Genomic DNA, 24,523 nt, shown 5'->3' with positions numbered 1-24,523 from the left:
GGTGACGCGACGGTACCCACCCGTGAGCACCGGCCACAATGCGGGGGTGCCTGGTGGGGGCCGGTTCCGACCCCTGCTATTGGCCGTTTTCCTGCGGGTCGGCCAGCACTTCGGCGACCCGTTCGACCGCTTGGCGCAAAGCCGCTTGCTCCGGACCGTGCTTCAGGATGTCCCGGGACGACGCGGGCAGCACGCCCGGCAGGGACGCACCGAACAGGGCCCGCAAATCGGCCACAGTGGCTCCCTGGGCCCCGAAACCGGGTGCCAGGACCGGACCGTTCAACCGCGAGAGATCGAGCTCTCCCGGCGGAACGGTGGCGCCGACGACGACCCCCACATCGCCGAGCGGCGCCGCTTCGTCGTTGAACGCCGCCGCGGAGTCGACGATCGCCTGCGCGACCGTGCGCCCGTCGGGCAGTTTCGCGTTCTGCACTTCGCCCGCTTCGGGGTTCGAGGTCCGGGCAAGCACGAAGATGCCGCGCCCCGCCGAGACGGCCGTTTCGGCGCATTGGGCCAAAGAGCCGAACCCGAGGTACGGCGAAACGGTGATCGCGTCGGCCGCGATCGCCGCCCCGTCGGCCACGTACGCGGCCGTGTACGCCGCCATCGTGGACCCGATGTCGCCGCGCTTGACGTCCAGGAGCACCAGCGCGCCGGCGTCGCGGGCGGTCGAGACCACCCGTTCCAGCACCCGGACGCCGTCCGGTCCGAAACTTTCGAAGAACGCCGACTGCGGCTTCACGACCGCCGCGCGGGCCGCCAGGACCTCCGTGGCGGACAGCGCGAACCGTTCCAGGCCCGAGACGTCGACCGGGAGCCCCCAGGCCTCGATCAGGCCCGGGTGGGGGTCGATGCCGGCGCACAGCGGGCCGCGGGCCGCGACGGCCTTGGCCAGCCGCGCCCCGAACCGCTCCCGCCCGCTCACGACTTCGCCTTCAGCGCCGCCTGGAGCTCCTGCAGCGACCGGACGCCGATGTCGCCCCGGATCAGCGCCTCGATGCCGTGCACGGCCGCCGCGGCGCCCTGAACGGTGGTCACGCACGGGATGTCGCGCGACACCGCGGCGGTGCGGATTTCGTAGCCGTCGACGCGCGGACCGCTGTTCCCGTAGGGGGTGTTGATCACCATGTCGACTTCGCCGTCGAGGATGACGTCCACGATGTTCGGTTCGGCTTCGGTCGAGCCTTCGTAGTGCTTGCGCACCACCGTGCACGGAATCCCGTTGCGCCGCAGCACTTCCGCGGTGCCGGAGGTGGCGAGGATCTCGAACCCGAGGTCCGCCAGCCGCTTCACCGGGAACACCAGCGAGCGCTTGTCGCGGTTGGCCACCGAGACGAACACGCGCCCGGACGTCGGCAGCGAGCCGTACGCGCCGCTTTGGGACTTCGCGAACGCCTTGCCGAAGTCGACGTCGACGCCCATCACCTCGCCGGTGGACTTCATCTCCGGGCCCAGCAGCGAGTCGACGCCGTGGCCCTCGGGGGTGCGGAAGCGGTGGAAGGGCAGCACGGCTTCCTTCACCGCGACCGGCGAGTCGGCGGGCAGGTGCCCGCCGTCGCCCTCGGCCGGCAGGACGCCGTTCTCGCGCAGGTCCTTGATCGTCGAGCCGGTCATGATCAGCGCGGCGGCCTTGGCCAGCGGCACCGCCGTCGCCTTGGACACGAACGGCACCGTGCGCGACGCACGCGGGTTGGCCTCCAGGACGTACAGGACGTCGTCCTTGAGCGCGTACTGGACGTTCAGGAGCCCGCGCACGCCCACACCGCGCGCGATCGCCTCGGTGGAGCGGCGGACGGCCTGCAGGTCCGTGTGGCCGAGCGTGATCGGCGGCAGCGCGCACGAGGAGTCGCCGGAGTGGATGCCGGCCTCCTCGATGTGCTCCATGACGCCGCCGAGGTACAGCTCCTCGCCGTCGAACAACGCGTCGACGTCGATTTCGATGGCGTCGTCGAGGAAGCGGTCCACCAGCACCGGGTGCTCCGGGGTGACCTCGGTGGCGCGGCGGATGTAGCCGGCCAGGGTCTCCTCGTCGTAGACGATCTCCATGCCGCGTCCGCCGAGGACGTACGACGGCCGGACGAGCACCGGGTAGCCGATCTCGTCGGCGATCCGCTTGGCGCCCTCGAAGGACGTCGCCGTGCCGTAGCGCGGCGCGGGCAGGCCGGCGTCGGTGAGGACTTCGCCGAACGCGCCGCGGTCCTCGGCCAGGTGGATGGCCTCCGGCGGCGTCCCGACCACCGGGACCCCGGCGTCGGCGAGCTTCTTCGCCAGTCCCAGCGGGGTCTGGCCGCCGAGCTGGACGATGACGCCGGCGACCGTGCCGGACGCCTGCTCGGCGTGCACGACCTCGAGGACGTCCTCGAAGGACAGCGGCTCGAAGTACAGCCGGTCGGACGTGTCGTAGTCGGTGGACACGGTTTCCGGGTTGCAGTTGACCATGACGGCCTCGAACCCGGCCTCCCGCAACGCGATCGCCGCGTGCACGCAGGAGTAGTCGAACTCGATGCCCTGGCCGATCCGGTTCGGGCCCGAGCCGAGGATGAGCACCTTCGGCTTGTCCGACTGAACGGCCACTTCGGACTGCGCGTCGGGGTCGGACTCGTAAGCCGAGTAGTGGTAAGGGGTCTTGGCCGCGAACTCGGCCGCGCAGGTGTCGACGGTCTTGAACACCGGCCGCACGCCGAGGCGGTGGCGCAGCGCGCGGACACCGTCCTCGCCCGCCAGTTCCGGCCGCAGGGCGGCGATCTGGCGGTCCGAGAGGCCGGTGCGCTTGGCGCGGCGCAGCAGATCGCCGTCCAGCACCGGCGCGTCGCGGACTTCGGCGCCCACTTCGCCGATGAGGGCGATCTGGTCGATGAACCACGGGTCGATGCCGGACGCTTCGTGGACCTGCTCGACGGTGGCACCGAGCCGCAGCGCACGCTCCACTTCGTACAGCCGGCCTTCGTGCGGCGTGCGCAGCGAGTCCAAAGTGGACTCAATCGTCGCGCCTTCGGGGTCGGGCAGCGTCCAGAACCCGGTCGCCTTGGTCTCGATCGAGCGCATGACCTTGCCGAGCGCTTCGGGGAAGCTGCGGCCGAAGGACATCGCTTCGCCGACGCTCTTCATCGTCGTGGTCAGCGTAGGGTCCGCACCCGGGAACTTCTCGAAGGCGAACCGCGGCATCTTGACGACCACGTAGTCCAAAGTGGGCTCGAACGCGGCCGGCGTCTCGCCGGTGATGTCGTTCCGGATTTCGTCCAGGGTGTAGCCGATGGCGAGCTTCGCGGCGATCTTGGCGATCGGGAAGCCGGTCGCCTTCGACGCCAGCGCGGAAGACCGGGACACACGCGGGTTCATCTCGATGACGACCATCCGGCCGTCGCGCGGGTTGATCGCGAACTGGATGTTGCAGCCACCGGTGTCGACGCCGACCTCGCGCAGCACGGCGATGCCGACGTCCCGCATCACCTGGTACTCGCGGTCGGTGAGGGTCATCGTGGGCGCGACGGTGACCGAGTCGCCGGTGTGCACGCCCATCGCGTCGATGTTCTCGATCGAGCAGACGACCACGACGTTGTCGTGCTTGTCGCGCATCAGCTCGAGCTCGTACTCCTTCCAGCCGAGCACGCTCTCCTCGATGAGCACCTCGGTCACGGGAGACTCCGCGAGCCCGGTGGAGGCTAGCCGTTCGAGGTCCTCGGGCGTGTGCGCCATGCCGGAGCCGAGCCCGCCCATGGTGAACGACGGCCGGATGACGACCGGCAGGCCGAGCTCCTTGACGGTGTCGCGAACCTCGGCCATGTCGTGGCAGACACGGGAGCGCGGGACCTCGGCGCCGATGGAGCGGACGATGTCCTTGAACTTCTGCCGGTCCTCACCGCGCTGGATGGCGTCGATGTCGGCGCCGATCAGCTCGACGCCGTACTTGTCGAGCACGCCACGCTCGTGCAGCGCGACGGCGCAGTTCAGCGCGGTCTGCCCGCCCAGGGTCGCCAGGAGCGCGTCCGGACGTTCTTCGGCGATGACCTTCTCGACGAAGTCCGGCGTCACCGGCTCGATGTAGGTGGCGTCGGCGAACTCGGGGTCGGTCATGATGGTGGCCGGGTTCGAGTTCACCAGTGACACGCGCAGGCCTTCGCTGCGCAGCACCCGGCAGGCCTGGGTGCCGGAGTAGTCGAACTCCGCGGCCTGCCCGATCACGATCGGCCCGGAGCCGATCACCAGCACGTGCTGGATGTCCGTCCTCTTCGGCATCAGGCCTTCTTCTCCATGAGCGAAACGAATGCGTCGAACAGGGGGGCCGCGTCGTGCGGGCCGGCCGCGGCTTCGGGGTGGTACTGGACCGAGAACGCCGGGACGTCCAGCGCGCGGACGCCCTCGACCGTGTCGTCGTTCGGGCAGTAGTGGCTGATCTGCGCCGCCCCGAACGGGGACTCGAAGCGCTGGCCGGGCTCGCCTTCGAGGGCGAAGCCGTGGTTCTGGGCCGTGATCGCCACCGACTTCGTGGCGACGTCGATCACCGGGATGTTGATGCCGCGGTGGCCGTAGCGCATCTTGTACGTCCCCAGCCCGAGCGCGCGGCCGAGGACCTGGTTGCCGAAGCAGATGCCGAACAGCGGGATCTCGCGGCCCAGCACCTGCTTGGTCAGCTCGGTCGCGTGCGTCGTCGTGGCCGGGTCGCCCGGGCCGTTGGACAGGAACACGCCGTCCGGCTCGATCGCCAGGAGCTCGTCCAGGGTCGACGTCGAGGGCAGGACGTGCACCTCGATGCCGCGCTTGATCATCTGCCGCGGGGTGTTGGACTTGATGCCCAGGTCCAGCGCCGCCACCCGGAAGCGAACCTCACCGGAAGGCGAGACCACGTACGGCTTCGGCGTCGACACCTGGCCGGCCAGGTCGGCGCCCTCCATCTTCGGGCTGGCCAGCACCGAAGCGACCATGTCGTCGACGCTGCCGAGCGCGTCACCGGAGAAGACCCCGGCGCGCATCGCGCCGACCTCGCGCAGGTGCCGGGTCAGCGACCGGGTGTCGACCTCGGCGATGCCGACGATCCCCTGGCGCACCAGCTCGTCGTCGAGCGAGCGCTTGGAGCGCCAGTTCGACGGCGTGCGCGCGGGGTCGCGCACCACGTAGCCGTTGACCCAGATCTTCGAGGACTCGTCGTCCTCGTCGTTCCAGCCGGTGTTGCCGATCTGCGGCGCCGTCTGCACCACGATCTGGCCGTGGTAGGACGGGTCGGTCAGCGTCTCCTGGTAGCCGGTCATGCCGGTGCAGAACACCGCCTCGCCGAGGGTTCGCCCCTGCGCGCCGTAGGCAGCGCCGCGGAACACCCGGCCGTCTTCGAGTACCAGTGCGGCCTGAGCGCGCGCGTTCACTGGGCACCTCCCTTGATCTTGAGCTGTTCGATCCACTGTGGATAGTCGTCGAGGTCGTCGCCGCGAAAGCCGGTGTCGAGCTCGGCGTCACCGAGCTGCCAGGTGACGATCAGCAGCGCGTCCGTGCCCATCACCTTCCCGGCGATCTTCGTGTCGCGCCGGACGCCGGTGACGGCGTCCCGCGGGATCCAGAAGTCGGGCGCTCCGCCGCGTTCGACCGCGATACCCGCGCCGTGCAGCCGCCAAACCGCGCCGGTGCGCAGCCCCGCGCCGCGGGTGACGATCCGGTTCTGCCACTCCCCCGCGACCGTCGTCGACAGGTAGACGCCGGTCGATTCCAGCAGCACCTCGCCGGCGTCCGCGGGAATGGCGGGGAACGGCGGCACCTGGGCGCTCTGCGAGCGGGACTTGCGCCGCCAGCCCACGTACATGCCCCAGAGGCAGAGCAGGAAGAAGGCGACGATCGCCAGCACGAGCCAGAAGCGCTCCATCAGCCGATCTTCCCGTCCCGCGCGGTGATCCGCCCGCGCAGCAGCGTCGTGGTCACCACGCCGGGCAGCCGCATTCCCTCGTACGGGGTGTTGGCCGCGATGCTGGCCAGCTCCGCGCCGCGGACGGTCCACTCGGCGTCCGGGTCCACCAGGGTCAGGTTCGCCGGCTCGCCGACCTCGATCGGACGGCCCTGGTCGGCCAGGTTGCCGATCTCGGCGGGCCGCTCGCTCATGACGCGGGCGACCCCGCGCCAGTCGAGCAGGCCGGTGCGGACCATCGTCTCGGCCACGATGGACAGCGCGGTCTGCAGCCCGAGCATGCCCGGCCGGGCCGCGCTCCACTCGGTGTCCTTGTCCTGGACCGCGTGCGGCGCGTGGTCGGTGGCGACGCAGTCGATCGTCCCGTCGGCCAGCGCGGCGCGCAGCTTCTCGGCGTCGGACTCCGTGCGCAGCGGCGGGTTCACCTTGTTGACCGGGTCGTAGGTGGCCAGCCGATCGTCGGTGAGCAGCAGGTGGTGCGGGGTGACCTCGGCCGACACCTTCGTGCCGCGGTCCTTGGCCCAGCGCAGCACGTCCGCCGTGCCCGACGTCGAGACGTGGCAGACGTGCAGCCGCGCGTTCGCGTGCAGCGCCAGCAGGCAGTCGCGGGCCACGATGGACTCTTCCGCCGCGGCCGGCCAGCCGGTGTAGCCGAGCCGGGCCGCGCGCTCGCCCTCGTGGGCCTGGGCGCCGACGGTCAGCCGCGGCTCCTCGGCGTGCTGGGCGATGACGACGTCGAGCGCGGTCGAGTACTCCAGCGCCCGGCGCATCAGCAGCGGGTCGGCGACGCAGAGGCCATCGTCGGAGAACACCTTCACCCGCGCCTGCGAGTTCGCCATCGTGCCGAGCTCGGCGAGCTTCTCGCCCTTGAGCCCGACGGTGACCGCGCCGACCGGGTGGACGTCGACCAGGCCGACCTCCTGGCCGCGCCGCCAGACGTGCTCGACGATGACCGCGTTGTCGGCGACCGGGTCGGTGTTGGCCATCGCGAACACCGCGGTGTAGCCGCCGAGCGCCGCCGCGGCCGAGCCGGTGTCGATCGTCTCGGTGTCCTCGCGGCCGGGTTCGCGCAGGTGCGTGTGCAGGTCGACGAAGCCGGGCAGCAGGACCTGGCCGTTCGCCTCGATCACTTCGGCGTCTTCCGGGGCCTGGACGGCGCCGATCGCGGTGATCACGCCGTCCTCGATCAGGACGTCGACCGGGTCGCCCTCGCCGTACGGACGGGCGCCCTTGATCACGGTGCTCACGCGGCGGCTCCTTCGCTGGCCAGGAGGTGGTAGAGGACCGCCATGCGCACGTGGACGCCGTTGCGGACCTGTTCGGTGATGGCCGAGGCCGGGGAGTCGGCGACCGCCGAAGCGATCTCCATCCCGCGCAGCATCGGGCCGGGGTGCAGCACGACCGCGTGGTCCGGCAGCAGCTTCTGCCGCCGTTCCGACAGGCCGTACGCGATCGAGTACTCCCGCGCGGAAGGGAAGAACCCTCCGTGCATCCGCTCGGCCTGGACGCGCAGCATCATCACCGCGTCGACCGCGGGCAGCTCGGCGTCGAGGTCGTGCGAGACCGTGACCGGCAAGCTCTCGACGCCGTAGGGCAGCAGCGTCGGCGGCGCGACCAGCACCACCTCCGCGCCCAGGGCCGAGAGCAGGTGGATGTTCGAGCGGGCGACCCGGCTGTGCAGGACGTCGCCGACGATGGCGATCCGGCGGTCCTCGAGCGAGCCGAGGCGCTCCCGCAGCGTGGCCGCGTCGAGCAGCGCCTGCGTCGGGTGCTCGTGGGTGCCGTCGCCGGCGTTGACCACCGACGTGCCGGGCTCGGCCAGCCACTCCGAGAGCCGTTGGGCGGCGCCGCTGGCCGGGTGCCGGACGATCACGCAGTCGGCGCCCGCGGCGGCCAGCGTCAACGCGGTGTCCCGCAGCGACTCGCCCTTGTTGACCGAGGAGCTGGCCGCGGAGACGTTGATCACGTCGGCGCTCATCCACTTCCCGGCGATCTCGAACGACACCCGGGTGCGGGTCGAGTTTTCGTAGAACAGGGTGATCACCGTGCGGCCGCGCAGCGTCGGCAGCTTCTTGACCTCGCGGCCGAGCAGCGTGTGCTTGAGCTCGTCGGCGGTGTCGAGCACGGCCGTGGCCAGCGCCGGGTCCAGGCCGTCGGTGGCGAGCAGGTGCTTCACGAGTCCTCTCCAGCAGCAGTGTCCGACGGGCCGCTTTCCGATGGACGCAGCAGGACGGCGTCCCGGCCGTCGATTTCGGCCAGCAGGACCGACACGCCCTCGGAGCGGGCGGTCGGCACGTTCTTGCCCACGTAGTCGGCGCGGATCGGCAGCTCCCGGTGACCACGGTCGACCAGCACGGCCAGCTGCACCGCGCGCGGGCGGCCGTGATCACGCAGGGCATCGAGCGCGGCCCGGATGGTCCGGCCGGAGAAGAGGACGTCGTCGACCAAGATCACCACGCGGTCGTCGATGCCGTCGGTGGGCAGCTGCGTCTGTTCGAGCGCGCGCGGCGGGCGGCGGCGGAGGTCGTCCCGGTAGAGGGTGACGTCGAGGGCGCCGGCGGGCGGGCGGACCCCGGAGAACTCGCCGATCTTGTCGGCGAGGCGGACGGCGAGCGGCGTGCCCCGGGACGGGATGCCGAGCAACACGGGCGGGGTAGTGCTCTCCGCACCGTTCGCGGTCTTTTCGATGACCTGATGGGCCATTCGGGCGATAGTGCGCGCGACATCGCCGGCCGTCAGGAGCTCGCGCTCCCCGGCCGAACCAGCCGCGTCACGCGGGCGTGACGACAAACCGGACTCCTTCCCCGCCTCACCGGACGGGTCCTTAAAGGACGTCTGTTCCCCTGCTGGTCGGGGCTTTCGCACCGACAGTAGCAGGCACTTTGCTCAGTCTTCCGGGTGGTGTGAGGTGATTCGCGACAAGCTCGCGCTTGACCTGGTGACAACAATGCGTAACCATTACTCTGAGTATTCGACTCAGCGAGTCCCCCGGCCCGGTCACCCCGACCGGGAGGGGGTGAAGAACGGAGAACGACCAGATGGGCGATTACGCCAAGGCGCTCGGGGCCAAGCTCCGCGGGATCCGCCAGCAGCAGGGCCTGTCCCTGCACGGGGTCGAGCAGAAGTCCGGTGGGCGCTGGAAGGCCGTCGTCGTCGGCTCGTACGAGCGTGGCGACCGCGCCGTCACCGTGCAGAAGCTGGCCGAGCTGGCCGACTTCTACGGTGTGCCGGTGGTCGAGCTGCTGCCCGAGGGCCGGGTCCCCTCCGGTGCCGAGCCCGCCACCAAGATCGTGATCAACCTGGAGCGCCTGCAGCAGCTGCCTGCCGAAAAGGTGGGCCCGCTGGCCCGCTACGCCGCGACCATCCAGAGCCAGCGCGGCGACTACAACGGCAAGGTGCTCTCGATCCGCACCGAGGACCTGCGGTCCCTGGCGATCATCTACGACATGACCCCGGGCGAGCTGACCGAGCAGCTCATCGACTGGGGCGTCCTGCCGCCGGAGGCCCGTCCTTCCAAGGAGGACTGATCAGCAAGTGTGCGAAACCGACGCAGTGAGCGTTCCCCGGTGGGGCACCGGAGACGCTCACTGACTCGTCGGGGGGCTCGTTTCGGGGGCGAGCCTTCCCCCGCGGTCACCTGACCGGGGGGGCTCTACAGAACCGCGCGCAGGCGGTCGGCGATCGTGCCGATCCGGCCCAGGACGCCGTTGACGAACCGCGGCGAGTCGTCCGTGGACAGTTCCTTCGCCAGGCCGACGGCCTCGTCGATCGCCACCGGGTCCGGCACGTCCTCGGCCCAGAGCAGCTCGTAGACCCCGACCCGCAGCACCGCGAGGTCGACCTTCGGCATCCGCTCCAGCGTCCAGCCCTGCGCGTGCTCGGCCAGCAGCTCGTCGATCCGGGCCTTCCGCCCGGTGACGCCCTCGACCAGGCTGATCGTGTAGTCCGCGATCGGGTCGACGTCCGTCGCGCCGACCCGGTCGGCCAGCAGCGTCACCGCGTCGGTGTCGCGCTGCGCGGCCTCGTACAGCATTTCCACCGCGCGGCGGCGCGCCTGACGGCGGCTGATCGCGCCGCCGCGGTTCGGGTGGGGTTTCGACGTCGGCATCAGCTGGAGACGCGGCCCAGGTAACGGCCGTCGCGGGTGTCGACCTTGATCTTCTCGCCGGTGGACAGGAACAGCGGGACCTGGATCTCCGCGCCGGTCTCCAGCGTGGCCGGCTTGGTGCCGCCGGTGGAGCGGTCGCCCTGCAGGCCCGGGTCGGTGTGCTGGACGACCAGCTCGACCGACGTCGGCAGCTCGACGTACAGCGGCTCGTTCTCGTGCACCGCGACCTGGACCTCGGTGTTCTCGAGCATGTAGTTGGCGTTGTCGCCGACGACCTCGGCCGGGACGGTGATCTGGTCGTAGGTGTCGCCGTCCATGAACACGAAGTCCTGCCCCTCCTTGTAGAGGTAGGTCATGTTCCGGCGGTCCACCGTGGCCGTGTCGACCTTCGTGCCCGCGTTGAACGTCTTGTCGACCACCTTGCCGGTGAGCACGTGCTTGAGGGTGGTGCGCACGAAGGCGCCCCCCTTGCCGGGCTTGACGTGCTGGAACGCGGTGACGGTCCAGAGCTGGCCGTCCAGGTTGAGGACGAGCCCGTTCTTCAGGTCGTTGGTCGTGGCCACGAGCTTGCAGTCTCCTGTGTCGAATCTTCGGGTTCGGGGCCGCTGTCAGACGACCACGAGGTTCTTGGTGCTCAGGGTGAGGAGTTCGGGTTCCCCGGCCCGCACGACGAGCGTGTCCTCGATGCGCACGCCACCGCGGCCCGCGAGGTACACGCCGGGCTCGACGGTGACCGCCATACCGGCGGCCAGTGTACCGACGCCCGTCGCGGCGAAGCTGGGCGCCTCGTGGATCTGCAGGCCGACGCCGTGCCCGAGGCCGTGCGCGAAGTGCTCGCCGTGCCCCGCGTCCGCGATCACCTTCCGCGCCGCGGCGTCCACATCGGACACCTCGGCGCCCGGCACGACGGCGGCGACCCCGGCCGCCTGGGCGGTGTGCACGAGCTCGTAAACCTCCCGCTGCCAGTCGGCGGGCTCGCCGAGGACGAAGGTGCGGGTAATGTCGGAGTGGTAGCCGTCGACGGTGGCGCCGAAGTCCAGCTTGACGAAGTCGCCGCGCTTGAGCTCCGCGTGCGTCGGCTGGTGGTGCGGGATGGCGGAGTGCGCGCCGGCGGCGATGATGGAGGCGAAGCTGGGCGCGGACGAGCCGTGCTCCAGCATCCGGTTCTCCAGGTCACGGGCGATTTCCAGCTCGGTCCGCCCGGGCCGCAGCCCCCCGGCGGCCACCAGGTCGTCCAGCGCCCGGTCCGCCGCGGCGCAGGCCTGGCGCAGCGCCTCGATCTCGGCTTCGTCCTTGACCTCGCGCAGCCGCTCGACCAGCCCGGGGGTCCGCTTCAGGGGTACCTGCTGCTTGAGCTTTTCGTACTCCTCGACGCTGACGTGCTGGCTTTCGAAGCCGAGCTGCCCGTAGGTCGCGGTGTCCTTGGCGGCCCTGGCCACGAGCGCGGCGGCACTCGCCCGGTCGACGACGGTTTCGAGGTCGGGCACCTCGGCGGCCGACTGGGTGGTGTAGCGGCCGTCGGTGCAGAAGAGCGTCTTGTCGTCGCCGCCGGCGTGCAGCAGCACGGCGGCGTTCGAGCCGGTGAACCCGGTCAGGTAGCGGATGTTCAGCAGATCGGTGACCAGCAGCGCGTCCACGCCGGCTCCGGTCAGGAGCCCACGCAGCGCGGCACGACGTCGTCCATGGGTTTCAGGCACCCATCCACCCTAGTTCCTCGGCGGCCGGGTGACCGGTGCGCAGGCCGCCTACACTCCGCAGGATGAGCACCTGGGTGATCCGCGGACTGGTGATGGCGGTGCTGCACGGCGTGGCGTTGACGCTGCTGGCCAAGTACGCCGTGTACCACCCGACGGACCAGACGCTCGCGGTTTCGTCGACGTTGGCGGTCCTGGTCGGCGCGGCGGCGCTGTGGGCGGCGCTGGACGCGTGGCGCGGGGTGGCCGACCGCGGCCGGGCCTGGTTCATCGCGGCGCTGGTGGCCGGAGTGGTGTCGGGCATCCTGTACGTGATCGGGCGAGCGGTGTTCGTCGACCAGACGGGCGTGTCGGAACTGGGCGGCGCCCTCACCGGCGGAGCGGCGTTCTCGGCGCTGCTGGTGCTGGTCCCGGCCGGGCTGGGCCTGCTGGTGGGAGGCCGGATCGGCCGCAGCCGGCCGGTCGAGGAGGAGCCGCGGGACGTGCTGCCGGAGACGCCTTCACCACGGCCCCGGCGGCTTCGGCCGCCCAGCCGCGAGCCGCGCGGCTGATCGGGAGCTTCCGGCCACAACCGGACGGCCCTGGCCACCGGGCCGACAAGCAGCGGCTCTCCGTCACACCCGGGCGGTCGCGAGCCGTGCGGCCAACCGATGGCCTCCAGCCACCACCGGACGGCCCTGGCCACCGGGGCGGATAGGCAGCGGCTTCGAGCCATACCCAGGCGGTCGCCAGCCGCGGCCAACCGGCAGCTTCCAGCCACCACCGGGCCGCCCTGGCCACCGGGGCGGATACGCAGCGGCTTCGAGCCATACCCAAGCGGTCGCCAGCCGAGGCCAACCGGCAGCCTCCAGCCACCACCGGGCCGCCCTGGCCACCGGGCGGACAAGCGGCGGCTGCCACCACCCCGGGCCGCAGCCACCGGGTGCGCGTCAGCCGGTCAGTGCCGGGCCCGGCCGGTAGCCGTCCCACTGCGCGTCGGTCACCGGGTGCGGGGTCGAGGCGTTGCCCGCCGCGACCACCGGGTCCGAGATCCGCCACAGCCGGTGGTCGTCGAGGACCAGCGCGAACCCGCGCCCGGGCGCCTGGACCGCCTCGGCCCCCGCGCGCAACCGGGCCGTCACCGGCAGCGCCGCCACCTCCGGCGGCGCCTTCTCCAGCAGTTCGCCGGCCAGGGCCGCGGCCACCCCGCGCCGGTCGACGCGGACCCGCTGGCCCGCGCGGACCAGGTCCATCGTCCGCTCCGGCGACGGCATCGTGACCCCGTCGAACGTCGCCGCCACCCGGGCGGGGCTCGAGCACGCCTGGCTGCCCAGCAGGTCCAGCCCGAAGTGCCGCAGGTCGGTCGGGGCGGCGGCGCCACCGATCACGGTCGCGCGCATGACGTCGAGGGGCACCCGGGCGCACGGGTCGGCCGTGGACAGCGGCGCGTGCCCGTCGGCGCGGCGCACCAGGCCCGGCCCCTCCCGCCACGGCCCGGGAACCAGCACGGGCCGGAACGGGTGCTCGGTGAAGTCCGCGGACCAGAACGTCAGCGTCGTCCCGCCGTCGGTCTCGTGCGCGACGACGAACGCGGCGAGCGCGCCCACCCACATCAGGTCCGCGCTGAACCCGTCGACGATCGACCGGGCCCGCGGCGCCGAAGTCGAAGCCACCGGCACGAACCCGCCGGTGTCCAGCGCCTGCACGCCCGACCCGAACGCGGGGTCGCGCGAGCGGAGCAGGAACTGCCCGGCGCCGTTGGGACCAGCGGCGCGGCCGGTGGTGTCGGTGAACATCAGGTAGAACCAGCCGTCGAGGTAGACGACCGACGGCTGACCCGCGCCGTAGACGTTTTCGCGGTGCACGTCGTGGGACGGCCCGAGGATCGGCTGCCCGCCGGCCGCGCGGGTCCAGTGGATCCCGTCGGGGCTGGTCGCGAGCCCGATCGAGTTGCCGAGCGCGTGGTCCCCGGCCGCGCCGGTGTAGTACAGGTAGTACGTCGAGCCGACGCGCAGCACGGACGGGTCGCAGGTGTGCATGCCGTCGAACTGCCCGGGCGCCCCGGAGAACACGGCGGCGGGGATCCCACCGTCCGGCCCGGTGAACGGCCCGTCGAAGGACGGGGCCTGGGCGTAGAGGATGTCGTCGCCGGCCGGCCCGGCCCCGCCGTACTGGCTGCACCACCACATCCGGGTCTGCCCGCGGTCGAGCATGACGGTCGGCCCGTAGTTGTAGACGGCATCGGCCCCACCGGCGGCGATGACACCACCGCTCTGCCGGGGGTCACCCGATCCGAGCTCGACGTCGACGGGCCGCGGCGCCGAGGTGGTCTTCCCGCCGGCGATGGCGGGCCGCTCCCCCGCTGCCTGCGGTTGGGCGTAACCCTGGGTGCAGCCCGCGAGCAGGACGGCCGCCAGGAGACTGGCGAGCGAGGCACGAGCGGGTCGCCGACCCCCACGACGAAACGGGTGCACGGCATCGGAGTGTAGCGAGAGGCCACCCGTCCGAGTGGCGGCGCTCCTGTTCGACGGTCGTCCGATCGTGGCGGCGCTGGTCGGGAGCAGCCTCCGGCCCCTGGAGACTGCGCCCGGCGGCGAGAAGCTTTCCGGCCCTGCGGGCTTCGCCCGGCGGAGTCGCACGGCGGTGAGAGACTCTTCGGCCCTGCGGGCTTCGCCCGGCGGGGTCGCGCGGTGGGGTCGTGCGGCGCTGAGTGACTCTTCGGCCGCGAAAAGCCCCACTACCCGGGCGCTGTCACCTACCCGCCGGCCGCACCTTCCGCGGCGACCAGCTCGACCTCGAACCCGGCCTCGTTCTCCAGATAAGCCGCGTAGTGGGCCGGGCCGCCCGCGTGCGGGTAGCGGTCCGCGAACAGCGGCCGCCAGCCGTGGGCCGTCGCGCGGGCTGCCAGGTCGTCGACCTGTGCCCGGCTGCCGACGTGCAGCGCCAGGTGGTTCAAGCCCGGCCGCGTCCGCTCGTGGTCCGTTGCGCTCAGTGCCGGCGACGCCTCGGCCACCAGGTACGTCCCGCCGAGCCGCCAGCTGACCCCCGCCGGCCAGCGCTGGAACTCGCGCCAGCCCAGCTCACCCAGCAGCCAGCCCCAGCTGCGTTCCGCTTCCGCCAGGTCCGGCACCCACAGCTCGATGTGGTGCGGCCGCCCGTGCACCTCCGGCAGCGCCACAAGCACGCGGTGCAGGTCGCCGTAGTGCACGCCGCTGCCGACGTCGAGGAAACCCAAGCGGGCGGCCACTTTCCGGCTCGCCGCGTTCCGCTCGTGGACCAGCGCCCACACCGCCGGGAGCCCGAGCGTGCCGAGCCCGTGGTCCAGCAGCGCACGGGCGGCCTCGGTGGCCAGGCCCTGCCCGGCGTGCGCGCTCGCGACGTAGTAGCCCAGCTCGGCCACGCCGCCCGGCAGCTCCGACGACGGACGCAGGTGCGCGACACCGATCACCTCGCCGTCGCGCACGATCACCCAGTGGCCCTGGCCGGCCGGCCCGTCGTAGGCCAGCCGCCGGTCGACCATCGCGCTCGCCGTGGCCGGGTCGGAGAAGTCCGCCGCGAAGAAGCGGCTCATCTCCGGGTCGGCGAACACCTTCACCACGGCTTCGCGGTCCGCCTCGGTCAGCGGCCGCAGCGTCAGGCGCGGCGTCGCCAGCGAGGTCATCCGGCGTGCTCGGCGAGCCAGCGCAGGGCGAGCGGGTAGCCGTCCACGCCGAGGCCCGCGATCACGGCCGTCGCGATGTCCGAAAGCACGCTGTGGTGCCGGAATTCCTCCCGCTTGTGCACGTTCGAGATGTGCAGCTCGATCAGCGGCGCGGTCAGCTGCGCCGCGGCGTCGCGCACCGCGATCGAGTAGTGCGTCCACGCACCGGCGTTGAGCACCACCGGGTGGCCGCCGTCGGCCGCTTCGTGCAGCCAGCCGACCATCTCGCCCTCGTGGTCGGTCTGCCGGACCTCCACCTCGATCCCGAGCTCCTCGCCCGTCTTGACGCACAGCGCCGCGAGGTCGTCGTGCGTGGTCGAGCCGTACACCGACGGCTCGCGCTTGCCGAGCCGGCCGAGGTTGGGTCCGTTGAACACGAACGCCTTCACAGCAGCACGCTCCCGCTCCCGTGGGTCTCCTCCGCCGCGACGGCCGAGTACGCGGCCGCGAGCAGCGCCGGGTCCGGGCCCTCCAGCCGGCCGGGCTTGGCGAGCCCGTCGAGGACGACGAACCGCAGCGCCCCGGAGCGGGTCTTCTTGTCGCCCTTCATGGTTTCCAGCAGCTGCGGCAGCGCGTCGGCGTCGTAGGTCGTCGGCAGGCCGAGCCGCTTCAGCACGGAGGCGTGGCGCTCGGCCGTGGCGTCGTCGAGCCGCCCGGCCAGCCGCGCCAGCTCGGCGGCGAACACCAGGCCGACGCTGACCGCGGCGCCGTGCCGCCACCGGTACCGCTCGCGGCGCTCGATGGCGTGGCCGAGGGTGTGGCCGTAGTTGAGGATCTCCCGCAGGTCGGACTCCCGCAGGTCGGCGGCGACGACGTCGGCCTTGACCCGGATCGACCGGCGGACCAGCTCGGCCAGGACGTCACCCGTCGCGTCGAGCGCCGCGGCCGGATCGGCCTCGATCAGCTCGAGGATCCGCGGGTCGGCGATGAAGCCGGCCTTGACGACCTCGGCCATCCCGGCGACGAGCTCGTTAGGCGGGAGCGTCTCCAGCGTCGCGAGGTCGACGAACACCGCGCTCGGCTCGTGGAACACCCCGACGAGGTTCTTGCCGGCCTCGGTGTTGATGCCGGTCTTGCCGCCCACCGAGGCGTCGACCATGCCGAGCAGCGTGGTCGGCACGTTGACCAGCCGGACCCCGCGCATCCACGTGCCCGCGACGAACCCGGCGAGGTCCGTCACGGCGCCGCCGCCGAGGCCGACCACGGCGCCCCGGCGGTCCAGCCCCATCCGGCCGAGCACCTCCCAGCAGAAGCCGGCGACGCTCAGCGCCTTGCCGTCCTCGGCGTCCGGGATCTCGACGCGGTGGGCATCGAGGCCGGCCGCGGTCAGCTCGTCGCGGATGGCCTCGGCCGTGGCGGTCAGCGTGGGCGGGTGGATCAGCGCGATCTTCGAGGCGCCGGCCAGGTGCTCGGTGAGGTCGCCGAGCAGGCCGCGCCCGACGACGACGTCGTAGGGCTGGGCGGTGGCGACCGGGATGCGCACCGGATCAGACACGGGGTGGCTCACTCCTTGGCTTCGGCGGGAGCGGCGAGCTCCGCCACGAGGTGCGCGACGATCCCGGACGGCGTCCGGTCGTCGGTGACGATCTCGACGGTGGCGACCTCGCGGTAGACAGGCACCCGCTCGTCGAGCAGTTTCTTGAAGGTGGCCCGGGGGTTCACCCCGGCCAGCAGCGGCCGCGCACTCGACAGGCCGGTGCGCTGCACACCCGCCGCGAGGCCGACGTTGAGGAAGACGACGGTGTGCTCGGCCAGCCGCGCCCGGGTGCCCGGGGTGAGCGGCGCGCCGCCGCCGAGGGAGAGCACGCCCTCGTGTTCGGCCAGCGCGGTGGCGACCGCTTCCTCTTCCAGCGCGCGGAAAGCGGGTTCGCCCTCTTCCGCGAAGATGTCGGAGATGCTGCGCCCGGCCCGCGCGACGATGTCATCGTCGCTGTCCCGGAACGCGACGCCGAGCGCGGCGGCGAGCAGCGGGCCGACCGTGCTCTTGCCCGAGCCGGGCGGCCCGACGATCACCGCGCGAGGACTCACCACCGCTCCTCGAGGGCCTTGAGGTACGCCTCGGCGTTGCGCTTGCTCTCGGCGAGCGAGTCACCGCCGAACTTCTCGAGCGCGGCGTCGGCGAGGACCAGCGCCACGACCGACTCCAGCACGACCCCGGCCCGAGGCACCGCGCAGACGTCGGACCGCTGGTGGATGGCCACCGCGGGCTCGCCGGTCTTGACGTCTACTGTGGACAGTGCTTTGGGGACGGTCGAGATCGGCTTCATGGCCACGCGCACGCGCAGCGGCTCGCCGTTGGTGATGCCGCCTTCGAGGCCGCCTGCGCGGTTGGAGCGGCGCGTGACGCCGACCGGACCGGAGCCGCGGTCGATCTCGTCGTGGGCCTGGCTGCCCCAGCGACGCGCGGTCGTGAAGCCGTCGCCGACCTCGACGCCCTTCATCGCCTGGACGCCCATCAGCGCGCCGGCCAGCCGCGCGTCGAGCCGGCGATCCCAGTGGACGTGGGAGCCGAGGCCGGGCGGGAGGCCGTAGGCGAGCACCTCGATCACGCCGCCGACGGTGTCACCCGCCTTCCGCACGGCGTCGACCTCGGCGACCATCGCGTCGGTGCCTTCCTGGCTGAAGGAGCGCACCGGGCTCTCGTCGATGGCGGCCAGGTCCCCGGGCTGCGGGAGGGGGCCCTCGGGCGCGTCGGCGCCGCCGATCGAGACGACGTGGCTGAGGATTTCGACACCGAGCAGCTGCTGGAGGAAGTTGCGCGCGACGGTGCCGAGCGCGGTCCGCGACGCCGTCTCCCGGGCGCTCGCGCGCTCGAGGACGGGACGGGCCTCGTCGAAGCCGTACTTCTGCATGCCGGGCAGGTCCGCGTGGCCGGGGCGGGGCCGGGTGAGCGGTTCGTTGCGCGCGAGGCCTTCGAGGATCTGGGGGTCGACCGGGTCGGCCGCCATGACCTGCTCCCACTTCGGCCACTCGGCGTTCTCGATGTGCACGGCGACCGGGCCGCCCTGGGTGAGGCCGTGGCGGACGCCGCCGAGGAACTCGATGTGGTCGGTCTCGAAGCCCATCCGCGGGCTGCGGCCGAACCCGAGCCGGCGCCGGGCCAGCTGCTCGGTGACGTCGGCGGTGGTGACGGCAACGCCCGCGGGCATCCCTTCGAGCACGGCGGCCAGCGCGGGTCCGTGCGATTCACCTGCGGTGATCCAGCGCAACATGGGCTCAATCCTGTCACGGGCGCGACGCGGGCCGGGACATGCCTCCGGTCAGCTGCACCGGTGTAGCGGGCGGGCAGCCGGAGAGCGGTGGTGGTGGCGAAGATCGGGAAGGTCATGACTCCAGGCTGCTGCCGCGGGGTTGCGCACGGCAATCACCGGTTGTCGCGAACGGAGGATTCGCGACGTTTTCGGGTCGGAATCACTCCTGTGGGCGACTTCGGGCGCGGGTCGCGCGCGTGCTTGGAGGGTCGGATGGCGTACCCCGGCGGACGACACGCGTACCTGGAAGGACGACACACGTGACTGAAGGGTCGACTCGCGTGATTGGGGGGTCGACTCGCGTGATTGGAGGCGGAAGTCGCGTGATTGGGGGCGGATCTCGTGTGTCTGGAGGGGCATTACGCGTGATTGGGCGGGGATCTCGCGTGGTGGGGTGGGTGGGGGTGGCTCATCCGGGGCCCCCTGCGGCCCGGATGAGCCACCGGACTCAGAGGGTCAGCCGGAGCAGGGGCAGGCCGCTGCCGGCGCGGATCTCCAGTGCCGCCAGGTCGGGCTGCCGCAGGGCCGTGCCGATCGAAAGGCGGGCCGTGTTCTCCGGGAGGGCCTTCCACGTCGCCAGCTGGGTCTCCTGGCCCGAACGCGAGATCGCCACCAGGAGGTAGTCGCCGCCGCTGCGGCCGCCCGTGTAGCTGCACGACATGTCGACCTGGGTGCCCCAGTCGAACGCCGCCAGGCGGGCGTCCGCGCGGACCGGGAACTGCCCCAGCGCCGTCATCGCGACCGAAGGTGGCACCGCCGGCACCGCCGGAGCCGACGCCACCACCGCCAGCGCCACGCACGCCGACACGGCCAGCGCGGCCGATGCCGAAGTCACCGCGAGGCGGATCCGGCGGCCGCGCCGGACGCGGCGCAGCACCGTGGGCAGCAGGTCCGGCGGAGGCGGGCCGGGGTCGGGCAGCGAGGCCGGCGCGTCGACCCTGGCCAGCAGCCCGGGCAGCCCCGCCAGCTCGCGCACCGAAGCCGCGCACCGGTCGCAGGTGCGCAGGTGCTCCTCGAAGCGCTGCCGGTCCTCGGGGGCGAGCGCCCCCAGCACGTACGCGGCGTCGAACGTCGCGAACGGGTCCTCGCTCACTGGGTCACCCCCCTCTCCTCGAGCACCAGGCGGAGCGCGCGCAACGCGTAGTGCGTGCGCGACTTGACCGTCCCCTCGGCCACCCCCAGCTTCAGCGCCGCGTCGGCGACCGAATACCCCTGGAAGTAGCACAGCAGCAGCACCTCGCGGTGCCGTTCCGACAGCTCGGCCAGCGCCTCGGCGACCAGCCAGCCCTGCACCGCGCGTTCGGTGCCGTCGGCGACCACGCGGTCCGGCGGCCGGTCGGTCGGCACCTCCGACCGGGCCGACGCCGAGCGCCAGCCGTCGATGGCGATCCGCCGCGCGACCGTGAAGAGCCACCCCCGCGCCGAGCCCTGCGACTGGTCCAGCACCGACGGCGACCGCCAAGCCCGCAGCAGCGTCTCCTGGACGACGTCCTCGGCCCGGATCCGGTCACCGGAGGTCAGGTGCAGGGCGTAGGACCACAGCGCGGCCGCGTGCTCCTCGTGCAGCGCGCGCATGAGCGCCTCTTCGGCGACCTCTCCCACGAACTCAGGCCGCCACCCGGCGCCGGTCCTTCACGAACAGCAGCGCCAGACCGCCCACGATGCAGACCGCCTCGGTGATGACGCCCCAGTACTCCGGCTGGCTGTTGAACTGGTCGTGGTTGCCCATGAACCCGACGGTCGCGGCCAGCACGTACGCCCCGAGCGTCAGCGCCCCGAACCCGGCCGCGCCCAGCGCCGGCAGCCAGTGCCGCCAGGCCAGGACCGCGATCGCCAGCACCAGCCCGGCGATCGCGTCGAGCAGGAACAGCGTCCCGGTCAGGCCGGGGTAGTCCTGCGTCCACAGGAAGTAGTGCACGCCCGCCGAGCCGAGCAGCGCGGCCGCCACGACGATGCGTAGAACCCAACTCACCATGATCGTTCCTCCACTCCACACCCACTCCGCTACATACACGGGGCAGGGGGCGATCCGGTTCACCGGAAATTGAACCGAACGGGTGGCGATCCCGTTGATAAGGGCATGACAGCCGAACTGCACTCCCGCCGCACCGTCCTGACCACCGGTGCCGCCGTCGCCGGTGCCGCCGTCGGCGCCGTCGCCCTCACCGCCTGTTCGTCGGAGCCGAACGGCAAATCGGGCACCGCGCAGGCGCCGATCGCCGCCGGGACGCCGCTGGTCGCGCTCGCCGACGTCCCGGTCGGGCAGGCGAAGGCGGCGAAGGCGCCGGACGGCACCGACGTGATCGTGGCCCGGACGTCGGAGTCGGCCTGTGCCGCGTTCAGCGCCGTGTGCACGCACCAGGGCTGCACGGTCGCGCCGAAGGGCGCCGACCTGGTCTGCCCGTGCCACGGTTCGGTGTTCAACGCGCTCACCGGCGAGGTCAAGCAGGGCCCGGCGAGCAAGCCGCTGCCGTCGGTGCCGGTCAAGGTCGAGAACGGGAAGGTCGTCACCGGCTGACGAGCCGGGCACGCGAACGGGCCCTTGCGGACGCACGTCCACAAGGGCCCGTTCGCGTTGCGGGAGCGTCGCGAACGGCGGCTCAGGCGTCCCAGGCGAACAGCCGGTCGCCCGCGGCGACCTCGCGGCCGGTGTCCAAACCGGACAAAACTTCCGCCGCCGCGTCGAGCGCGACGACCGGGACGATCGCCGAGTAGCCCGCCGCGGTCACCGCCTCCGGGTCCCAGCTGACGACCGGCTGGCCGGCCCGCACCTGCTCGCCCTTGACGACGTGCAGCGTGAAGCCCTCGCCCTTCTCCTTGACCGTGTCGATGCCCAGGTGGACCAGCACGGCCTTGCCGTCCTCGGTCGCGATGACGTAGGCGTGCGGGTGCAGGGTCGCCACCGTGCCGTCGACCGGCGCGACCGCGTCCGACCGGCCGCCAGACGGCTGCACCGCGATGCCCGGCCCGACCATGGCCTGCGCGAACACCGGGTCGGGGACCTCGGTGATCGGCACCACGCGCCCGGCGACCGGGCTGAGGATGTCGAAGCTCACAGCAGGTCCTCGATGTCGCTGGCGATGGTGTCCGCTTCCGGCCCGACGATCACCTGCAGGGCCGTCGACCCCATCTTGACCACGCCCATCGCGCCGGCCTTCTTGAGCGCGCCTTCGTCGACGAGGCTCATGTCCTCGACCTCGCAGCGCAGCCGCGTGATGCAGCCCTCGACCTCGGTGAGATTGCCCGCGCCGCCGAGTGCCGCGAGGATCTTTTCGGGCCTGTCATCCGCCATCGCGGTCTCCTTGATCACTGTTTGTTCCCAACCTGACGCGAACCGCGTGTCCACCTGTACTACGCCGTTCGTCCGCTTGCACCCCGCCGCGGGCCACGAACGGATAACGGTGGTTGACACCCGTCCGCACGGCGGAGCATCCTGCCCCATCAGATCATTGGTCTAGACCGGAACGTACCAATGTTCCGGGCCGGATGCGAGCACCGGTCCCCCGGTGACACGAGAACGAGGAGGGTGACGCCGATGAGCGCGGCAGCGCACGTCCCGCCGCCCGACAAGGTTGTCAACGGGCCCACGCCCAAGCACGCCCAGCTGCGGGAAATCCTCCGCCGCACGGTGGAGCGCGAGCTCCCGCCGGGTGCCCCGATCCCGTCGGAACGCGAGCTGGCCCAGCGCTACGGCGTGTCGCGGCTCACGGTCCGCTCGGCGATCGGCAAGCTGGTCGAGGAGGGCCTGCTCGCCCGGGTCCGCGGCAAGGGCACGTTCACCGCGGCCCGGCGGATGGAGCTGCAGCTCTACCTGATGTCGTTCACCGACGACATGCGGAGGCGGGGGCTGACCCCGACGACCGAGGTGGTCTCCGCGGCCACCGAGGTGCCGCCCACCGCCTCGGCACACGCCCTCGGCCTGGCCGAGGGCGCTCCGGCGCACCACCTGGTGCGGTTGCGGCACGCCGACGGCGTGCCACTGGCCGTCGAACGCGGCTGGTACCACGCGGGCCGGGCCCCCGGGTTGCTCGGGCTCGACCTGACCCAGTCCATTTACGCGCAGCTGGCCGAGACGTACGGTGTGCGTCCCGACCAGGCGTGGCAGACCGTCTGGGCCGAAGGCGCGGACCGCGAGACGGCCCGGCTGCTCGGCATGCGTGCCGGCAGCCCGCTGCTCGTGTTCCGGCGGGTCTCCAGCGCCAACGGGGACCCCATCGAAGACATCACGTCCTGGTACCGGGGAGACCACTACCAGGTGACCATGCAGTTGGACCGGAACACCCCGGAACCCGGTCAACCACCCCACTATGGAGGATCCAGATGAGTTCGACCACCGCGGAGGGGGCGAAGAAGAGCGGCAGCGGTCTCGCCGGTCTTCAGCGCTTCGGCCGTAGCCTCATGCTCCCGATCGCCGTGCTCCCGGCGGCGGGCATCCTGCTCCGGTTCGGGCAGGACGACATGCTCGGCAAGGACGGCCTGGGCTGGAACAAGGTCGCGTCGGTGCTCGGCGCCGCGGGCGGCACGCTGTTCAACTGGCTGCCGCTGCTGTTCGCGGTCGGCATCGCCGTCGGTTTCGCCAAGAAGGGCGACGGCTCGACCGCCGTCGCGGCGGTCGTCGGCTTCTTCGTCTTCAGCTCCGTCGTCCAGGTCTTCGCCCCGCTCAAGGACCTGCCGAAGTACACGGCCGGCGTCACCGAGCTCCAGCCGATCAAGTGGCCGTACTCGGTGCTCGCGGGTGTCGTGGTCGGCATCGTGGCGGCGCTGCTGTGGCAGAAGTACCACCGCATCAAGCTGCCCGCCTACCTGGCGTTCTTCGGCGGCCGCCGGTTCGTCCCGATCATCACCGCGGGCGTCATGGTGCTCCTCGGCGTGATCTTCGGCCTGGTCTTCCACTGGGTCAACAGCGGCATCGAGGCGGCCGGTGACGCGGTCACCGCCTCCCCGGTCGTCGGTGGCGGCATCTACGGCGCCCTGAACCGCCTGCTCATCCCGGTCGGTCTGCACCAGCTGCTGAACGTCCCGGTCTGGTTCATCTTCGACGGCGGCGACATCAACAACTTCGTCGCGGGCAAGATGTCGGCGGGCTCGTTCACCACCGGCTTCTTCCCGATCTTCATGTTCGCCCTGCCCGCGGCCGCGCTGGCCATCTGGCAGACGGCCCGCCCGGCGCAGAAGAAGGTCGTCGGCGGTGTGATGATCGCCGGCGCGCTGACCTCGTTCCTCACCGGTGTCACCGAGCCGATCGAGTTCTCGTTCATGTTCGTCGCGTGGCCGCTGTACCTGTTCCACGCGATCATGACCGGCACCTCGCTGGCGATCTGCAACGCGCTGGGTATCCACCAGAGCTTCAACTTCTCGGCCGGCGCGATCGACTACCTGCTCAACTTCGGCGCCCCCGCGGCGCAGAAGCCGTGGCTGCTGATCCCGATCGGCCTCGTCTACGCGGTGATCTACTACGTGGTGTTCCGCTTCGCGATCACCAAGTGGAACCTGCGCACGCCGGGCCGCGAGGACGACTCGATCGAGGCCGACCTCGACCGCACGGCCGCCGCGTAACATCCGTACCGACGTAGCACCTGTTTAGCGAGAGGACGAACATGCCGGAGAAACGCGTCGCCGTGGCCAGCAAGGTGGGGCTGCACGCCCGGCCGGCCGCGCTGGTGGCGAAGGCGGCCGCGGCGCAGCCCGTCGCGGTGCAGATCGCCAAGGCCGGCGGGGACCCGGTGGCCGCCGGCAGCGTGCTCAACCTGATGACGCTGGCCGCCGGCTACGGCGACGAGGTCGTCATCAGCGCCGAGGGCGAGGGCGCCGAGGAGGCCGTGGAAGCGGTCGCCCAGCTGGTCGCCACCGACCTCGACGCCTGAGCAGTACCCCGCGAAGGCCTTCGCACCGGCTCCCCGACAG

Annotated in this window: 27 protein-coding genes; 6 read left to right on the top strand and 21 right to left on the bottom strand. The window is 71.9% G+C overall.

Going from position 1 to position 24,523, the window contains the following annotated elements; all coding sequences use genetic code 11:
- Positions 1 to 76: 76 nt before the first annotated feature.
- The 7 genes from pyrF to pyrR are packed head-to-tail and all read right to left on the bottom strand — an operon-like array spanning position 77 to position 8,677.
- Positions 77 to 925: an orotidine-5'-phosphate decarboxylase gene (gene pyrF, locus ACWEGE_RS37190; RefSeq protein WP_449665170.1), complete on the bottom strand. Its 849-nt coding sequence runs from the start codon at positions 923 to 925 to the stop codon at positions 77 to 79.
- A complete protein-coding gene (gene carB / locus ACWEGE_RS37185; protein ID WP_449665169.1) occupies positions 922 to 4,236 on the bottom strand; it encodes a carbamoyl-phosphate synthase large subunit in 3,315 nt (1,104 codons plus the stop codon). Before carB ends, pyrF begins: the two co-directional genes overlap by 4 nt.
- The gene (carA, locus tag ACWEGE_RS37180; RefSeq protein WP_176176232.1) at positions 4,236 to 5,357 is read right to left on the bottom strand and encodes a glutamine-hydrolyzing carbamoyl-phosphate synthase small subunit; all 1,122 of its coding nucleotides are present in this window, start codon (positions 5,355 to 5,357) and stop codon (positions 4,236 to 4,238) included. The genes carB and carA overlap by 1 nt, the downstream gene beginning before the upstream one ends.
- On the bottom strand, positions 5,354 to 5,848 hold the full coding sequence (locus ACWEGE_RS37175; RefSeq protein WP_449665168.1) for a PH-like domain-containing protein: 495 nt from the start codon (positions 5,846 to 5,848) through the stop codon (positions 5,354 to 5,356). Before ACWEGE_RS37175 ends, carA begins: the two co-directional genes overlap by 4 nt.
- The gene (locus ACWEGE_RS37170) at positions 5,848 to 7,134 is read right to left on the bottom strand and encodes a dihydroorotase (RefSeq protein WP_449665167.1); all 1,287 of its coding nucleotides are present in this window, start codon (positions 7,132 to 7,134) and stop codon (positions 5,848 to 5,850) included. The genes ACWEGE_RS37175 and ACWEGE_RS37170 overlap by 1 nt, the downstream gene beginning before the upstream one ends.
- A complete protein-coding gene (locus ACWEGE_RS37165; RefSeq protein ID WP_449665166.1) occupies positions 7,131 to 8,063 on the bottom strand; it encodes an aspartate carbamoyltransferase catalytic subunit in 933 nt (310 codons plus the stop codon). Before ACWEGE_RS37165 ends, ACWEGE_RS37170 begins: the two co-directional genes overlap by 4 nt.
- A complete protein-coding gene (gene pyrR, locus ACWEGE_RS37160) occupies positions 8,060 to 8,677 on the bottom strand; it encodes a bifunctional pyr operon transcriptional regulator/uracil phosphoribosyltransferase PyrR (RefSeq protein ID WP_449665165.1) in 618 nt (205 codons plus the stop codon). Before pyrR ends, ACWEGE_RS37165 begins: the two co-directional genes overlap by 4 nt.
- Before the next feature lie 248 nt (positions 8,678 to 8,925).
- On the opposite strand from pyrR, the gene bldD reads away from it, so the two are divergent.
- The gene (bldD, locus tag ACWEGE_RS37155) at positions 8,926 to 9,414 is read left to right on the top strand and encodes a transcriptional regulator BldD (RefSeq protein WP_003096372.1); all 489 of its coding nucleotides are present in this window, start codon (positions 8,926 to 8,928) and stop codon (positions 9,412 to 9,414) included.
- A 125-nt stretch (positions 9,415 to 9,539) separates the two neighbouring features.
- On the opposite strand, the gene nusB is transcribed toward bldD, so the two are convergent.
- The 3 genes from nusB to ACWEGE_RS37140 are packed head-to-tail and all read right to left on the bottom strand — an operon-like array spanning position 9,540 to position 11,692.
- The gene (nusB, locus tag ACWEGE_RS37150) at positions 9,540 to 9,995 is read right to left on the bottom strand and encodes a transcription antitermination factor NusB (protein WP_003096361.1); all 456 of its coding nucleotides are present in this window, start codon (positions 9,993 to 9,995) and stop codon (positions 9,540 to 9,542) included.
- Entirely contained in the window at positions 9,995 to 10,558 is a 564-nt protein-coding gene (efp, locus tag ACWEGE_RS37145; RefSeq protein WP_176176226.1) for an elongation factor P, read from the bottom strand. The genes nusB and efp overlap by 1 nt, the downstream gene beginning before the upstream one ends.
- 45 nt (positions 10,559 to 10,603) lie before the next feature.
- Positions 10,604 to 11,692 carry a M24 family metallopeptidase gene (locus ACWEGE_RS37140; protein WP_449665164.1) on the bottom strand — a complete coding sequence of 363 codons (1,089 nt, stop codon included), beginning with the start codon at positions 11,690 to 11,692 and terminating at the stop codon, positions 10,604 to 10,606.
- Between the two features lie 62 nt (positions 11,693 to 11,754).
- Here ACWEGE_RS37140 and ACWEGE_RS37135 point away from each other — a divergent pair, with 62 nt between their 5' ends.
- Positions 11,755 to 12,240, top strand: a complete 486-nt coding sequence (locus tag ACWEGE_RS37135; RefSeq protein ID WP_449665163.1) for a B-4DMT family transporter — start codon at positions 11,755 to 11,757, stop codon at positions 12,238 to 12,240.
- Positions 12,241 to 12,618: 378 nt separating this feature from the next.
- Here the strand turns inward: ACWEGE_RS37135 and ACWEGE_RS37130 are convergent, their stop codons facing one another.
- The 9 genes from ACWEGE_RS37130 to ACWEGE_RS37090 all read right to left on the bottom strand — a co-directional run bounded on the left by ACWEGE_RS37130 (position 12,619) and on the right by ACWEGE_RS37090 (position 20,594).
- A complete protein-coding gene (locus tag ACWEGE_RS37130) occupies positions 12,619 to 14,142 on the bottom strand; it encodes a beta-xylosidase (protein WP_449665162.1) in 1,524 nt (507 codons plus the stop codon).
- Positions 14,143 to 14,423: 281 nt separating this feature from the next.
- Complete coding sequence (locus tag ACWEGE_RS37125; RefSeq protein ID WP_449665161.1) at positions 14,424 to 15,329, bottom strand: GNAT family N-acetyltransferase; 906 nt, start codon at positions 15,327 to 15,329, stop codon at positions 14,424 to 14,426.
- Positions 15,326 to 15,757 (bottom strand): type II 3-dehydroquinate dehydratase, encoded by a 432-nt coding sequence (gene aroQ, locus ACWEGE_RS37120; protein ID WP_449665160.1) that lies wholly within the window; start codon positions 15,755 to 15,757, stop codon positions 15,326 to 15,328. The genes ACWEGE_RS37125 and aroQ overlap by 4 nt, the downstream gene beginning before the upstream one ends.
- Complete coding sequence (gene aroB, locus ACWEGE_RS37115; protein WP_449665159.1) at positions 15,754 to 16,863, bottom strand: 3-dehydroquinate synthase; 1,110 nt, start codon at positions 16,861 to 16,863, stop codon at positions 15,754 to 15,756. Before aroB ends, aroQ begins: the two co-directional genes overlap by 4 nt.
- 8 nt (positions 16,864 to 16,871) lie before the next feature.
- Positions 16,872 to 17,396, bottom strand: coding sequence for a shikimate kinase (locus ACWEGE_RS37110; RefSeq protein ID WP_449665158.1), 525 nt, complete (start codon positions 17,394 to 17,396; stop codon positions 16,872 to 16,874).
- Entirely contained in the window at positions 17,393 to 18,580 is a 1,188-nt protein-coding gene (gene aroC / locus ACWEGE_RS37105) for a chorismate synthase (protein WP_449665157.1), read from the bottom strand. The genes ACWEGE_RS37110 and aroC overlap by 4 nt, the downstream gene beginning before the upstream one ends.
- A 487-nt stretch (positions 18,581 to 19,067) precedes the next feature.
- Entirely contained in the window at positions 19,068 to 19,712 is a 645-nt protein-coding gene (locus tag ACWEGE_RS37100) for an anti-sigma factor family protein (RefSeq protein ID WP_449665156.1), read from the bottom strand.
- A complete protein-coding gene (locus tag ACWEGE_RS37095; RefSeq protein WP_449665155.1) occupies positions 19,709 to 20,221 on the bottom strand; it encodes a sigma-70 family RNA polymerase sigma factor in 513 nt (170 codons plus the stop codon). Before ACWEGE_RS37095 ends, ACWEGE_RS37100 begins: the two co-directional genes overlap by 4 nt.
- A 4-nt stretch (positions 20,222 to 20,225) precedes the next feature.
- The gene (locus ACWEGE_RS37090) at positions 20,226 to 20,594 is read right to left on the bottom strand and encodes a hypothetical protein (RefSeq protein ID WP_449665154.1); all 369 of its coding nucleotides are present in this window, start codon (positions 20,592 to 20,594) and stop codon (positions 20,226 to 20,228) included.
- Positions 20,595 to 20,699: 105 nt separating this feature from the next.
- On the opposite strand from ACWEGE_RS37090, the gene ACWEGE_RS37085 reads away from it, so the two are divergent.
- Positions 20,700 to 21,137: a QcrA and Rieske domain-containing protein gene (locus ACWEGE_RS37085; RefSeq protein WP_449665153.1), complete on the top strand. Its 438-nt coding sequence runs from the start codon at positions 20,700 to 20,702 to the stop codon at positions 21,135 to 21,137.
- Between the two features lie 82 nt (positions 21,138 to 21,219).
- On the opposite strand, the gene ACWEGE_RS37080 is transcribed toward ACWEGE_RS37085, so the two are convergent.
- Positions 21,220 to 21,675 (bottom strand): PTS sugar transporter subunit IIA, encoded by a 456-nt coding sequence (locus ACWEGE_RS37080; protein WP_449665152.1) that lies wholly within the window; start codon positions 21,673 to 21,675, stop codon positions 21,220 to 21,222.
- A complete protein-coding gene (locus ACWEGE_RS37075) occupies positions 21,672 to 21,911 on the bottom strand; it encodes a glucose PTS transporter subunit EIIB (protein ID WP_167455364.1) in 240 nt (79 codons plus the stop codon). The genes ACWEGE_RS37080 and ACWEGE_RS37075 overlap by 4 nt, the downstream gene beginning before the upstream one ends.
- A gap of 243 nt (positions 21,912 to 22,154) precedes the next feature.
- Here ACWEGE_RS37075 and ACWEGE_RS37070 point away from each other — a divergent pair, with 243 nt between their 5' ends.
- The 3 genes from ACWEGE_RS37070 to ACWEGE_RS37060 are packed head-to-tail and all read left to right on the top strand — an operon-like array spanning position 22,155 to position 24,483.
- A complete protein-coding gene (locus ACWEGE_RS37070; protein ID WP_449665151.1) occupies positions 22,155 to 22,943 on the top strand; it encodes a GntR family transcriptional regulator in 789 nt (262 codons plus the stop codon).
- Entirely contained in the window at positions 22,940 to 24,175 is a 1,236-nt protein-coding gene (locus tag ACWEGE_RS37065; RefSeq protein ID WP_449665150.1) for a PTS transporter subunit EIIC, read from the top strand. Before ACWEGE_RS37070 ends, ACWEGE_RS37065 begins: the two co-directional genes overlap by 4 nt.
- Before the next feature lie 41 nt (positions 24,176 to 24,216).
- Positions 24,217 to 24,483: an HPr family phosphocarrier protein gene (locus ACWEGE_RS37060; protein ID WP_285994310.1), complete on the top strand. Its 267-nt coding sequence runs from the start codon at positions 24,217 to 24,219 to the stop codon at positions 24,481 to 24,483.
- Positions 24,484 to 24,523: the final 40 nt, after the last annotated feature.

Source organism: Amycolatopsis sp. NPDC004747 (genome assembly GCF_053601335.1).
Note: the sequence above shows the minus strand (reverse complement) of the source record. Positions and strands in the feature narration are given on the sequence as shown.